This is a genomic window from Tessaracoccus sp. MC1756, assembly GCF_014164735.1.
In the GTDB taxonomy this organism is placed as follows: domain Bacteria; phylum Actinomycetota; class Actinomycetes; order Propionibacteriales; family Propionibacteriaceae; genus Arachnia.
The window spans coordinates 783553-795901 of sequence record NZ_JACJFZ010000002.1 but is presented as its reverse complement, the minus strand read 5'-3'; the positions used below and the strand labels follow the sequence as shown (position 1 = coordinate 795901).

The following is a 12349-nucleotide window of genomic DNA, read 5'->3' as shown; positions in this document are numbered from 1 at the left end:
CCTCAGAGGAGCCGAGATGAGGCAGGGCAAAGGGGTGCTGCGGTCGCGCCTGTTCCTGCCGTGGCTGGCCCTGGCAGCGTTCTGCGCCCTGTGGATGTGGTTCGTTCCAACCTTCGAGGTGGTGCCGTTCCACCTGGTGTGGGTGGGCTTCGCGCTGGCCTACGGTTTTGAGGCCTGGGACCTGCTGCCGACGGTGCTGGCGGCCGTCGGAGTCAGCGTCATCACGGGTGCGATCCTGGTTTATCGTGCTTCGACCGGACACGTGGCCTGGGCGGAAACCACCGAGATCCTCCTGATGCTGATGCTGGCCGGCTTAGTGGTGTGGCACGTCCAGCGCAGAGAAGCGGCGTTGACCATGGCCGGGGCGCTGGCCGATCGGGCAGCGCAGTCGTCGGCCCGGCGGCTGCGGCTCGCCCGGCTGACCTCGCACGAGATGCGGACCCCGCTCACGATCGCCCAAAGTTATGTGGAGATGACGCTCGACGGGCAGGAGCACACGGACGTCCGCGAGCGACTGGAGGTGGTGCATGACGAGTTGCGTCGTTTGGCCCGGGCCAGCGACAGGCTGCTGCGGATGATCCAGTTGAGTGACCTGTTGGAGCGAATGCCCGTAGATGTGGACGCGCTGCTGCGGGAGACGGCCCACCGGTGGGCGTCCGTTGCCGACAGGCACTGGATGGTCGACTCCGACGCTGGCACCGTGACGCTCTCCGCCGAACGCATCCGGGGCTGCCTCGACACGTTGATCGAGAACGCCGTGCGGTACACCCACAAGGACGACACCGTGCGCCTGGCTGCCTCGACCAACGCAGGAAGCCTGTGGCTGTGCGTCGCGGACGCCGGGCGCGGCTTCGACGCGGCACTGGCCGCGGCGGTGAATGCGCGCCAGCCGCACATCGCACATCTGCCCCCGGTCGCCGGGGACCTCGACCTGTCCCAGACCGGCCTCGGCATCGCACTCGTCCAGGAGATCGTGGAGTCCAGGGGCGGCCGCGTGTTGGTGGGGCGCAGCCATGAAGGAGGTGCGTTGGTGCTCCTGATCCTGCCGATGGATACCGGCACGGCAGGGACAGTGGGTGGGGCGCCTGTGACGGCTGAGTTGCCTGGCGTGGTCTTCGACGCCGACAAGTGGGCGACCCTTTCTCCCGACCCCATGCCCGCGGTGCGCTTCTCGAGCTAGGTCAGGCGGTGACGTCGGCGGTCCTGAAGCGGCCCCAGGCCAGCGAGGCGAAGATCGCCACCCAGCCCAGTTGAACCAGAAGGCCGGACGCGAGGACACTCCAGTCGACCTCGAGGCGGAGGAACTCGGCGAAGTCGAACCAGTGATGCGTGAGCAGATAGGGATGGATGGCCGACAGTTGCGGCAGCGTGTCCAGCACCGACGACACCACGGCCACGACGGTCGTCGCCGCCATCGCGCCGACCGGCACCTCCGTCAGGGTTGAGAAGAACAGCCCGACGGCCACCAGACCTGTCAGCGACAGCGCCACGTACGCCGCGACTCCCAGCATCCGGCCCACGCCCGCCGCGAGGGACACGGTGGTGCCCGACAACAGTGTCATCTCCGAGAATCCGAAGAATGCACCGCCGGCGGCGAGAGCGACGATCGTGATCACCAGCACGGCCGCGAACGCGAAGGCGAGTGCGACGAGGGCCTTGGCCACCAGCAGCCGGGTTCTGGCCACCGGTACCGTCAATACGTACCGCAGGGTCCCCGTCTGGGCCTCACCGGCGATGGCGTCGCCGGCCGTGATGCCGATGGTCAAGGGCAGCAGGAACGGCAGGCACATGAACAGTGCGGCGATGACCAGGAAGAGCCCGTTGCCGGTCACCCGGTCGATGAAACCTGGGCCCTGCCCGCTCATGCCGGAGTTGCTGGCAATGAACAAGACGAGCGCGAGCAGGAGTGGCACCAGGGCCAGACCCGCCAACAGGGCCAGCGTGCGCCGTCGCCCGAACAGGAGCCGAAGCTCGCTGCGGACCAGCCGCCCGAACGAACCCCTAGCGCGCGACATCGAAGCCCTCCCCGGTCAGTTCCACGAACAACTGCTCCAAGCTGCGCCGTCGGACCTCGAGCCCGTCCAGGCCGACGCCGGCGTGCACCAGCGCTGCGGCCACCCCCGACGGGGGAGTGGCGCCGAGCGCGGCGTGCAGCACGGCGCCCTCGGCGGTCACTGCCTCGAGCCCGAGCCCGCGGAGCACGTCGGCGGCGGTAGCCACGTCGTCGAGGTTGGTGGTGACCACCAGCGTCGCGGCGTCGTCGGCGACCAGCGATGCCCGTTCCGATTGGACCAGCAGCCGACCCTGGCTCATGATCCCGATGTGCGTGCAGACCTGTTCGATCTCAGCCAGCAGGTGGGAGGAAACCAGCACGGTGGCGCCCTCGGCCGAGAGTTCGCGGATGAGGTGGCGGACTTCCCGGGTGCCCTGGGGATCGAGGCCGTTGGTCGGCTCATCGAGCACCAACAGGTCGCGGGGCCTCAGGAGCGCTGCTGCGAGTCCCAACCTCTGCTTCATCCCGAGCGAGTACTGACGGTAGGGCTTGCGGGCGGCGGCGGTGAGCCCCACCCGTTCGAGAGCCTCGCCGATCCGTTGCCGCGACGAGGACCGGGTGGACGTCGCGTCACAGGCGTCGAGCCGGGCCAGGTTGGCGCGTCCGCTGAGGTAGGGATGGAAGGCGGGTCCCTCGACCAGCGCCCCCACGCGGGGAAGCACCTCCAGGGCGTCTCCAGGTATCGGCTGGTCGAGCAGGCGTGCGGAGCCTGACGTGGGGGAAACGAGGCCCAGCAGCATGCGGATGGTGGTGGTCTTCCCCGACCCGTTGGGGCCGAGGAAGCCGTAGACAGCACCGTGGGGTACTGCGAGGTCGACCCCGTCGACCGCAACCTGCCCGGAGCGGAAGCGCTTGGTCAGCCCCGAGGTCTCGATGGCGGGGGCGCTCACGCCATCGCACGCAGCGTCTCGGCGGGCACAGCACCCACGAGCACGCGGCCGTCGTCGGTCATGAGGATGCTGAGCAGCGTGGAACTGAGCAGGCGTCCCTCGGGAACCTCCGTGGTGAGCTGTTCGAACAGCGCTGCGTTGTCGAGCCCCATCCCCCCGGAGTGGTCGGGGGTGAACTCGTCCATCAGTTCCTGGGCCTCGTCCGATCCGACAAGGCGATCGGGCATACCGGACATGGCGCCCGGGTCAGCGGCGAGGAGCTTGGTGAGGTCCATTCCCTGGAGTTCGACGACGCTCTCCCATCCCGAGCCGGTGACCGTCGGCTTCTGATGTTGCGTGCCCTCGTGCGACGGCATCGCGCCATCCTGCTCGGGGAGCGGTACGACGACCTCGCGCTCGGTGGCCCCCGCGGGAGGGGAGAACTCGAACACCGATTCGTTGGGCATCTGGAAGGAGACGTCGGTGAAGGAGATTTCAACCGCGGGCGCGCTCTGGTCCTGGGTGCTCCAGGTCTGCACGCGGAGGGGGGTCATCGTTTCGCCGTCGACGGCCACTACGACGCGCTCCACGAGGGTGGCGTCGGTGTCGGGGGTCACGACGAGCTGGTAGACGTCCCTGCCCGCGATGATCATCTGGGAGTCGACGCTGACCGAGCTCGATTCCTCGGCCTTCGCCAGGGCCGCCGCAGCAGCCTCCTGCGGGGTGGGCAGTTCGGCCTTGCGGGCCAGGGCCTCCGCTCGGGCCTCCTCGCTCATCGCCTCCAGGCGCGCCCGGTCAGCATCGCTGACGCTGTAGTGGACGGCCTCGTCGTCGGAGCTGGAATAGGTCCACAGGTCCGCTCCGTCGGCCACGACCGAGTACTCGGACACGGCGCCCAGCAGCGCCACCCGCGACCGCTGCTCGCCGTCGGTCCACACCTTGAGCGTGGAGCTGCCGCCCAGCAGCGACATCGGGTCGGCGCCGGTCGCCTCGGTGAAGAGGAGGTCGGGTAGGCCGAGACGTGCGGTGTGCACCACCGTGCCGGACATCGGCTGGGGGTCCGCCTCGAGCACTCGAGCGACGAGTTCCTCGGCGGAGATGTCGGGCAGATCATTCGACTCGCCCGCGGCCAGCAGTGGCTGGGCGGCCAGGGAGGCAGTGACGGCCACGGCGACGACGATCGGCACCGCCCACGGGGAGCGGAGCGGGGAACGGCGGTCAGCCTGGGAATCGGTCATGGTGCCACGATAGGCGCCGCACGCTGAGAGGCTGCTGAGAGCGGAAGCGTGCGGCGCTGGGGTGCGGACGACGCGTGAATGACATGATGAAACCGTGCGCGTACTGGTGGTCGACGATGAGCGCACCCTCGCGCGCGCGCTCCAACGGGGACTGACCGCTGAGGGTTTCGCGGTGGACGTCGCTCACGACGGTGACGCGGGGCTCACGTTGGCCACCCACGGCGACTACGACGCCATCGTGCTCGACATCATGCTGCCGAGGCGCAATGGGTACGCGGTGACCGCTGAGCTGCGGAAGCGCGGCGTCTGGACCCCGGTGCTGATGCTGAGCGCGAAGGACGGCGAATACGACGTGGCCGACGCCCTCGACCTCGGTGCAGACGACTACCTCACCAAACCGTTCTCGTTCGTCGTGCTCGTGGCGAGGCTCCGGGCTCTGGTTCGGCGACCCTCCGGCGCCAGGCCGGCCGTGCTCGAAGTGGGTGCGCTCACCCTTGATCCGTCCACCCGAGCGGTCACGCTGGGCGGCGCGCCGGTGGAATTGACCGCCCGCGAGGTGGCGTTGCTGGAATACCTGATGCGCCACAGCGACCGCGTGGTCGGCAAGGTGGAGCTGCGTGACCACGTCTGGGAGGGCACCGGCGAGGACCTCAATGTCGTCGAGGTCTACGTCGGCTACCTGAGGCGCAAACTGGGTCGCGACGTCATCTCAACCATCCGGGGCGCCGGCTACCGGGCCGTCGGATGACTGGCCCCGTGCGGTGGGGAGGGCTGTCGCTGCGTCTGCGACTCACCCTGCTGACAGCCGGCCTGCTGGCGGTGGGGCTGTCCTTGGGCGCCGTCGCGCTGACCGCCGTCGTCTCCTCCAGCCGCGTCGCCGAACTCGACCGCGCTGCCACCGCCCGCGCGGAGACCATCGCCCGGCTCGCTTCCGACGACCGGCTCCCGGATCCGCTCCCCGTCACTCAGCCCGGAGAGATCGCGCAGGTGCTCGACACCGATGGGCTGGTGGTGTCGAGCTCCGCGACGGCCAGCCGAACGCTGCCGCTGCTGAGCCCCGAGGAGGCAGCGCTCGCTACGGAGCGACCCGGGGTCACCTTGCCCACCGCCTACGACGACCGCGCCCGCATCGCCGCCAGGACTGCGACCTGGCGAGGCGAGCGCGTCACCGTGGTGGTCGCGCTGCCGCTGCGCGACGTGGAGGGGGTGCTTCGGGCGCTTCGCGTATCGCTCGTCGGGGTCGTGCCCATCCTGACCCTCGCGCTGGCTGGACTCATCTGGCTCGCCCTGGGCAGGGCGCTGCGCCCGGTGGAGGAGCTGCGGGTGGCCGCCGCGCGGGTGGCGAGTGAGGGTGGGCCCGGCGCGTTGCCGGTGCCCGACGCGGATGACGAGCTCGCCGCGCTCGCACGCACGCTCAACGAGATGCTTGATCGACTGGATCGGGCGGCGTCGCGGCAACGCCGATTCGTGGAGGACGCCGCGCACGAGCTCAGGTCGCCGCTGTCATCACTCCGGGCGAGCATTGAAGTGGCCCTGTCACATCCAGACGCCTTCCCGACGGGAGAGCTGGCGGCGGAGCTGGAGCCGGAAGTGCTGAGGATGCAGGCACTCGTCGACGACCTGTTGCTGCTGGCCCGGGTCGGGGCGGCGGGTGGACGTCGTCGTCTGACCGATCTGCGGGCGGTGGCGGAGCAGGTGGCGGGTACGCGCCGCGCAGGGGTGGCGCTCGAGGTGATGGGGGAAGGCGCAGCGACGGTGGACGGGCCTGCCGTGGAGCGGGTGCTGCGCAACCTCGTCGACAACGCGGTGCGGCATGCCGGCTCCCGGGTTCGCATCACGGTTGCGGGGCCCCGCGTCGTGGTCGAGGACGACGGTGCGGGGATCGCGCCGGAGGATCGGGAGCGGGTGTTCGAGAGGTTCGTCCGCCTCGATGAGGCGCGCCAGCGTGAAGCCGGGGGCAGCGGTCTGGGGCTCGCCATCGCCCAGGAGATCGCCCGCGACAACGGGGGCGACGTTGCGCTGGGCGACTCGGAGCTGGGCGGACTTCGGGCGGAGTTGACGCTCGCCGCGCAGCAGCCGGCCTCTTAGACGGCTGTTTCCGGAACGTGGGATATAGTAGAAGGATCAACTACCTCTCTGAAGGATTCTGCATGACCTTGGTCGCCCCGCCCGAGCACATCACCGCCAGCCGCATCTTCACCGAGCGGCACACCGCCTACTGCTTCACGTCGGAGCCGGTCACCGACGACGAGCTGGCTCAGGTGTACGAACTGGCGAAGTTCACCCCCACGGCCATGAACAGCCAGCCGCTGCGGATCACGTTCGTGCGCACTCCTGAGGCGAAGTCCCGCCTGCTGCCGTTGCTGGCGGAGTTCAACCGCCACAAGTCGGAGTCGGCTCCCGTCGTGGCCATCCTCGCCGCTGACATCGACTTCCACGAGCACCTGCCCGTCGTCTCGCCCCAGTCTGCCGGAGCGCGCGACCGGTTCGAGGCCGACGATGCCATGCGCGAGGCGTTCGCGCGCAACAACGCGTGGCTCCAGGCCGGCGGGTTCATCCTCGCTGTGCGCTCCGTCGGGCTCGACGCCGGCCCGATGGGCGGCGTCGACCTCGCAGGCCTCGACCGGGAGTTCTTCCCCGGCACGTCGATGCGCAGCCTCATGGTGGTCAACATCGGCCATGTCGCCGAGGACGGCACGTTCCCGCGTAACCCGCGCCTCGCATTCGACGAGGCAGCCAGCCTGATCTGACCCGCGTCGGCCCCGGCCCCGCACGAACCTAACGCCGCCACCCGAGCCTCTTGTCGCGGGAAAGCGTTACATGTAACGTGGATCCATGAGCGTCAGCGACAGGGTGGGGCAGTACCGCGAGCGAATGCGGGCTCGCGGGTATCGTGCGGTGCAGGTGTGGGTGCCGGACGTGCGGTCGGAGCAATTCGCTCGTGAAGCCCGTCGCCAGGCAGCCCTAGTGGCGGATTCTGACCGCAGACATGACGAGCAGGACTTCATCGAGGCCGTTTCCGTCGACTGGGACGAGGAGTGAAACGCGGCGAACTATGGACGGTGGCGGGCGGTGTCTACGCCTCGAAACCGCGGCCGGCGATCATCGTTCAGGATGATGTCTTCGATCAAACGGACTCGGTGACCGTCGTGCCCCTGACCACGAGGCTCATCGACGCTCCACTGTTGCGATTGCGAATCCCCGCAGGTGGCGCGGGCGGGTTGTCCCAGGACAGCGACGTGATGGTCGACAAGCTGACAACGGTGAGGCGGAGCAACGTGCAGGTGCGCGTCGGCAGGCTCTCCAGCCAGCAGATGGTCGACTTGGAGCGACTCCTCATGACCTTCCTCGGGATGGCCCGCTGACAGAATGGCGTCAGCGGGCTCCCGGCGTCGATGAACGTGGACTCAGCCGGTGCAGAGCGCCTGCAACTCCGCCATGGAGGCGCCGAACTCAGTGGTGGCCTCGGTGACGTCTCCCACCTCACTCATGTCCTGGTCGACGTAGGCCTTCTGGATCGCGTCGCGCACCTCCGTGGCGTCTTCCTGCACGGCGCTGGCGGCCGCCTTGACCTCCGGGTTGACCACGGTGTCCGCGGCCGTGCGGTAGGCCTCGACCAGCTCGGTCCAGGTGTCCACGGCTACCTGCGGATCCGCGGTGCCGACCGATGCGATGTCAGCGATCGCCTTGCTCGCATCCTCGAGGGGGCCGGACATGCTCGCGCAGGCGTCCGCCACCGGCTGCTGGGCGTCCGTGCCGGCCGGGGTCGACGCGTCGGAGTCCGCGCTGGGGTCGGCGGAAGCGGACTGGGTGGTGGGGTCGGCCGACGCCGACTCGGTGCCTGTCTCGGCGGTGGTGGTGGTGTCCGTTGCGGGGGCTTCGACGGAGGCGCCGGGCGTCGTCGACTCCCCTGGGGTGCCGGAACATGCGGCGAGCCCGAGGGCTGCCATGGCGGCGATGATGGAGGTGCCGATTCTGTGATTCATGATCTTTCCTTTCGGCGGATCTCGGTGCTCCTCATGCAGGAGCCGTAGTCGGAGCATAACTTTCACCCGGTGCACACCGACCTGACGCGGCGAGGCCAGCCGCCGCCGTCCGATCCCCCGCTAAGCGACGGCTGGGACGTAACTCAGGCGCAGCACGTCATCGTCGACCTGCTCGAAAGCCGCCAGGCGCAGCCGCGGACGGGGCCTGGCGAAGAACGGATCCCCGCCGCCCAACACCACCGGGTGGAGGTAGGTCCGGTACTCGTCGATCAGGCCGAGCTCCGTCAGGCTCTGGGCCAAGCGCGGCCCCGCCACGGCGATCTCGCCGTCGTGCTCGGCCTTCAACCGGCGCACCGCCTCCGCCAGATCGCCGGTCACCAATGAGGCGTGGGGCCCAACCTCCTTCAGGCTGCGCGAGACGACCCACTTCGGCTGCCGGCGGTGGGCGACGGCGAACTCCCGCTCGGCGTCGTCCCACTCGGCCCGGTCGTCGTCCCAGTAGCGCATCAATTCGTAGACGCGCCGCCCGTAGAGCGAGCCCGTCTGCGTCCGCGCCTCCTCGATGAAGCGCCGGAACAGCGTGGGGCCGGGCGCGAACTTGTCGTGATCGACGTACCCATCAAGGCTCTGGTTCATGCTGAAGACGAGCGTGGCCATGGCCACTCCTTTCCCCGGCGCCGGACACCGCTCAACGGTCGGGCGCGATTCAACCGAGACCCTTTCGAGGCTACCCGCCCGAATGCTGAGCCGTTCAGAAGGTGCCCAGCTTGCGAAGAGGTGGAAGGATAGGGGAGTGACTGCAATCTGGGCCCATCGCGGCGCGTCGGCATACGCTCCGGAGAACACGCTGCCTGCGTTCGAGCTCGCCCTCAAGATGGGTGCCGACGGCCTGGAACTCGACGTCCAGCGCACCGCCGACGGGCAGCTCGTCGTCGTCCACGACGAGGCGATCAACCGCACCTCCAACGGCTTCGGCAAGGTTGTGGACCAGACGCTGGAGGAACTGCGCGGCGCGGACTTCTCGCACGGTTTCCCCGGCCGTCGCAACACCAAGATCCCGCTCCTGCGCGACGTGCTGGAGCTGGTCAGGGGCACCGACGCGACGGTCAACGTTGAACTCAAGAACAGCGTCGAGCTGTACCCGGGGCTCGAGGACGACGTGCTCGCCGCCGTCACGGATGCAGGGATGCTGGACCAGACGCTGTTCTCGTCGTTCAACCACTACAGCTTGGCCAACCTGCGCGGACGGGTGTCGCCGGATCACCTCGGCCTGCTGTTCTCGGACGGCCTCTACGAGCCGTGGGAGTACGCCAAGCGGTTCGGCGCCGGCAACGTGCACCCGCACTACCTGGCGCTGCGCCACCCGGATTTCGTGTGGTTGTGCCACGAGAAGGGCATCAAGGTCAATGCCTGGACGGTGAACAACGACGAAGACGCGCTGCGTCTGAAGAGCATCGGCGTGGACGCGATCATCACGAACTTCCCCGACAGGCTGGGCGAGACCGTCCGTCGCGGCTACCTCTGATCCAGACCGCCCACGGCGCGAGCCGCCGCGCGCGCTCGGGCCGACGTCGCCGGGCCGCGCTCGATAGGGTGGGCGCATGAGCAACCCGTTCCGCCCAGAGCTGTGGACCCCCGTCGAGGGCTTCGAGTTCACCGACATCACCTACCACCGCGCCAAGGACGTGCCCGCCGTGCGGATCGCGTTCGACCGGCCGGAGGTGCGCAACGCGTTCCGCCCGCACACCGTCGACGAGCTCTACCAGGCGCTCGAGCACGCCCGCACCTCCTCCGACATCGGCTGCGTGCTGCTGACGGGCAACGGGCCGTCCGAGAAGGACGGCGGCTGGGCGTTCTGCTCCGGCGGGGACCAGCGCATCCGCGGCCGGGCCGGCTACCAGTACGCGGAGGGTGAGACGGCGGAATCCGTCGACGCCGCCAAGCTCGGCCGGCTGCACATCCTCGAATGCCAGCGCCTGATCCGCTTCATGCCGAAGGTCGTCATCGCCCTGGTCAACGGGTGGGCCGCCGGCGGCGGTCATTCGTTGCACGTCGTCTCAGACCTGACGCTGGCGTCGCGCGAACACGCCAAGTTCAAGCAGACCGACGCCGACGTCGGCTCGTTCGACGCGGGCTACGGCTCGGCCTACCTCGCCCGCCAGGTGGGGCAGAAATTCGCCCGCGAGATCTTCTTCCTCGGCGACGTCCACGACGCCGAGGACGCCCACCGCATGGGCATGGTCAACCGGGTGGTGCCGCACGCCGACCTCGAGGACGTCGGCCTGGAATGGGCCGCCAAGATCTGCGGCAAATCGCCCACCGCGCAGCGCATGCTCAAGTACGCCTTCAACGCCATCGACGACGGGCTGGTCGGCCAGCAGATCTTCGCCGGCGAGACCACCCGCCTGGCCTACATGACCGACGAGGCCGTGGAGGGCCGCGACTCCTTCCTGGAGAAGCGCCGGCCGGACTGGTCGAAGTTCCCCTACTACTACTGAGTCATCGCGGCAGCGCAAGGCACGCACCCGCGCCTGACAAGCGACGACTCCCCGCGGAACGCCGAAAAGTAGTACGTCTGACCTCTCGCCGAGGACCCCTGGATCGACCTCTTGCTCAGTAGGGTGACCGGGTAGACCTACCGTGTGGAAGTGAGGGTCGATGGTGATCCTGGAGCCCTACTCAGTCTCCGAACTCCGAACTGCCTTCGCCGCGGGCGCCGGGCTCGATCTGCTGCTGTTCCACGGCCACGTGCCGGAACACCCCGGCCAGGTCGACAACGGCTGCCTCAGCGAGCACTATCCCGCGCCCTTCGAGTCCGACGGCGAGCTCTTCCGCACCGTCGAGCACTACATCGCCTGGCGCAAGGCGACCCTCTTCGGCGACAAGCATTCCGCGCAGCGTGTGCTGCGCGCCGAGGCGCCGACGACGGCCCGCGCCATCGGCCGCACCGTCCGGCCGTTCAATGACGAGGTGTGGAAGTCGCACCGCTTCGACGTGGCGGTGGCCGCCAACGTGGCCAAGTTCGCCGCTGATCCGCAGTTGGCCGACCACCTGAGGTCCACCGGGCGTTCGGTGCTGGTCAACGCCTCGCCCATCGACAGGGTGTGGGGCATCGGGTTGTCGGCCGATGATCCCGCCGCCCAGGACCCCACCCGCTGGCCCGGCCTCAACATCCAGGGCTTCGCCCTGATGGAGGCCCGCCGCCGGCTGCTCAGCTGAGGTGGGAGACGACCTCCCAGGTGGGGTCGTTCGCGGCCTCCACCGGTAGGGCGAGCGCCGTGGCGAGATCGAGTAGCCGCTGCGTCGCCTCAGTGTCGGGCCGGACGTAGGAGTACCACGTGCGCAGGTTGTTGAGGGTTTCGACGGCCACCAGTTCGCCGTCGGCCCCGATGCTCTCGTTGATCATCTCCTCGACCTCGTCGGCCGCCGGGCCCCGCAGGTCTTCGAGCCGGAGCCGGATGGTGACGACCTTCTCCAGCAGGGGTTCCCGCGCCACGCACAGCGGCACCCTGATCCGCGCGTGGAGCTCCTTCCCGTCGTAGCGGGTGCCCTGCACCGTGGTCCACGGGCTGGCGTCGGGGAGTTCGACGAAGCGGGTGCGCACGTCGTCGACGAAGCGCCGCAGCGCGACGAGGTCGACAGGATCCTCCGGCGGGCTGTCCAGGGCCTCGAGCCCACCCACCCAGCACTGCACGTGCTCCTCGCCCAACGCGACGTCGACCATGGCTGCGGCCAGCGACGCCTGCTGCTCGGCGGTGAAGGGCTCGAACAACGGGTGCCACACGCCGACGTCGACCCGGCGCGCCATGTCGCGGTAGGTGATCTGGGTGTCCGCCAACTCGAGGGCGATCCCGTCGATGTCGAAGGTCACGGCCATCGGCTCCGGTGAGCGCTTGATGAAGTTCGAGTAGGACCAGTGCCGGTCCGGCGCGGGGGCGCCGTCGCGGACCCGGCGGGCCAGCGCCATCAGCCACGGCTGCCCGTGGGCAGAGATGGTGAGGGTGCGACGGCTGCGCCCCGCGTTGTCGTCGATGCGGTAGCCGAGGCGCGAGTCGACGGCGTCGAGCTGCTCGGCGAGCAGCGGCCCGTAGGTGCGGACCGCAGCCTCCTCGGCGCCGGTGTCCAGCAGCGACCCCAACGCCGCCGAATGCCGCCCCCACCACTGCCAGAACGCGTCGATCCGCTGTGCCTCGTCCATGGCTC

Annotated in this window: 15 protein-coding genes; 9 read left to right on the top strand and 6 right to left on the bottom strand. The window is 69.2% G+C overall.

All coding sequences use genetic code 11. The annotated features are described in order from the left end of the window. Positions 1–16 precede the first annotated feature (16 nt). Positions 17–1180: a sensor histidine kinase KdpD gene (locus tag H5393_RS08995; protein ID WP_182766350.1), complete on the top strand. Its 1164-nt coding sequence runs from the start codon at positions 17–19 to the stop codon at positions 1178–1180. 1 nt (position 1181) lies between these two features. Here the strand turns inward: H5393_RS08995 and H5393_RS08990 are convergent, their stop codons facing one another. The 3 genes from H5393_RS08990 to H5393_RS08980 are packed head-to-tail and all read right to left on the bottom strand — an operon-like array spanning position 1182 to position 4160. Beyond that, complete coding sequence (locus H5393_RS08990; RefSeq protein WP_182766349.1) at positions 1182–2015, bottom strand: ABC transporter permease; 834 nt, start codon at positions 2013–2015, stop codon at positions 1182–1184. Then, the gene (locus H5393_RS08985) at positions 2002–2943 is read right to left on the bottom strand and encodes an ABC transporter ATP-binding protein (protein WP_182766348.1); all 942 of its coding nucleotides are present in this window, start codon (positions 2941–2943) and stop codon (positions 2002–2004) included. Before H5393_RS08985 ends, H5393_RS08990 begins: the two co-directional genes overlap by 14 nt. Beyond that, positions 2940–4160: a hypothetical protein gene (locus tag H5393_RS08980; RefSeq protein ID WP_182766347.1), complete on the bottom strand. Its 1221-nt coding sequence runs from the start codon at positions 4158–4160 to the stop codon at positions 2940–2942. The genes H5393_RS08985 and H5393_RS08980 overlap by 4 nt, the downstream gene beginning before the upstream one ends. A 94-nt stretch (positions 4161–4254) precedes the next feature. Here H5393_RS08980 and H5393_RS08975 point away from each other — a divergent pair, with 94 nt between their 5' ends. From H5393_RS08975 to H5393_RS08955, 5 genes are all read left to right on the top strand, one after another. Beyond that, entirely contained in the window at positions 4255–4908 is a 654-nt protein-coding gene (locus tag H5393_RS08975) for a response regulator transcription factor (protein ID WP_182762795.1), read from the top strand. Next, positions 4905–6248: an ATP-binding protein gene (locus H5393_RS08970; RefSeq protein ID WP_182766346.1), complete on the top strand. Its 1344-nt coding sequence runs from the start codon at positions 4905–4907 to the stop codon at positions 6246–6248. The genes H5393_RS08975 and H5393_RS08970 overlap by 4 nt, the downstream gene beginning before the upstream one ends. Before the next feature lie 62 nt (positions 6249–6310). After that, on the top strand, positions 6311–6910 hold the full coding sequence (locus H5393_RS08965) for a malonic semialdehyde reductase (protein ID WP_182766345.1): 600 nt from the start codon (positions 6311–6313) through the stop codon (positions 6908–6910). Between the two features lie 85 nt (positions 6911–6995). After that, entirely contained in the window at positions 6996–7202 is a 207-nt protein-coding gene (locus tag H5393_RS08960; protein WP_076063509.1) for an antitoxin MazE family protein, read from the top strand. Further along, the gene (locus tag H5393_RS08955; protein ID WP_076063511.1) at positions 7199–7525 is read left to right on the top strand and encodes a type II toxin-antitoxin system PemK/MazF family toxin; all 327 of its coding nucleotides are present in this window, start codon (positions 7199–7201) and stop codon (positions 7523–7525) included. Before H5393_RS08960 ends, H5393_RS08955 begins: the two co-directional genes overlap by 4 nt. 42 nt (positions 7526–7567) lie before the next feature. Here H5393_RS08955 and H5393_RS08950 read toward each other — a convergent pair whose 3' ends face one another. Then, positions 7568–8146: a hypothetical protein gene (locus tag H5393_RS08950; protein WP_182766344.1), complete on the bottom strand. Its 579-nt coding sequence runs from the start codon at positions 8144–8146 to the stop codon at positions 7568–7570. A 120-nt stretch (positions 8147–8266) separates the two neighbouring features. Next, positions 8267–8803, bottom strand: coding sequence for a dihydrofolate reductase family protein (locus H5393_RS08945; protein ID WP_182762783.1), 537 nt, complete (start codon positions 8801–8803; stop codon positions 8267–8269). Between the two features lie 136 nt (positions 8804–8939). Between H5393_RS08945 and H5393_RS08940 the strand changes: the two genes are divergently transcribed. The 3 genes from H5393_RS08940 to H5393_RS08930 all read left to right on the top strand — a co-directional run bounded on the left by H5393_RS08940 (position 8940) and on the right by H5393_RS08930 (position 11365). Next, complete coding sequence (locus H5393_RS08940; RefSeq protein WP_182766343.1) at positions 8940–9671, top strand: glycerophosphodiester phosphodiesterase; 732 nt, start codon at positions 8940–8942, stop codon at positions 9669–9671. Positions 9672–9747: 76 nt separating this feature from the next. Beyond that, positions 9748–10644 (top strand): 1,4-dihydroxy-2-naphthoyl-CoA synthase, encoded by an 897-nt coding sequence (locus tag H5393_RS08935; RefSeq protein WP_182766342.1) that lies wholly within the window; start codon positions 9748–9750, stop codon positions 10642–10644. A 163-nt stretch (positions 10645–10807) separates the two neighbouring features. After that, positions 10808–11365 (top strand): NADAR family protein, encoded by a 558-nt coding sequence (locus H5393_RS08930; protein WP_220488272.1) that lies wholly within the window; start codon positions 10808–10810, stop codon positions 11363–11365. On the opposite strand, the gene H5393_RS08925 is transcribed toward H5393_RS08930, so the two are convergent. Beyond that, complete coding sequence (locus tag H5393_RS08925; RefSeq protein ID WP_182766340.1) at positions 11358–12344, bottom strand: hypothetical protein; 987 nt, start codon at positions 12342–12344, stop codon at positions 11358–11360. The genes H5393_RS08930 and H5393_RS08925 overlap by 8 nt on opposite strands. Positions 12345–12349: the final 5 nt, after the last annotated feature.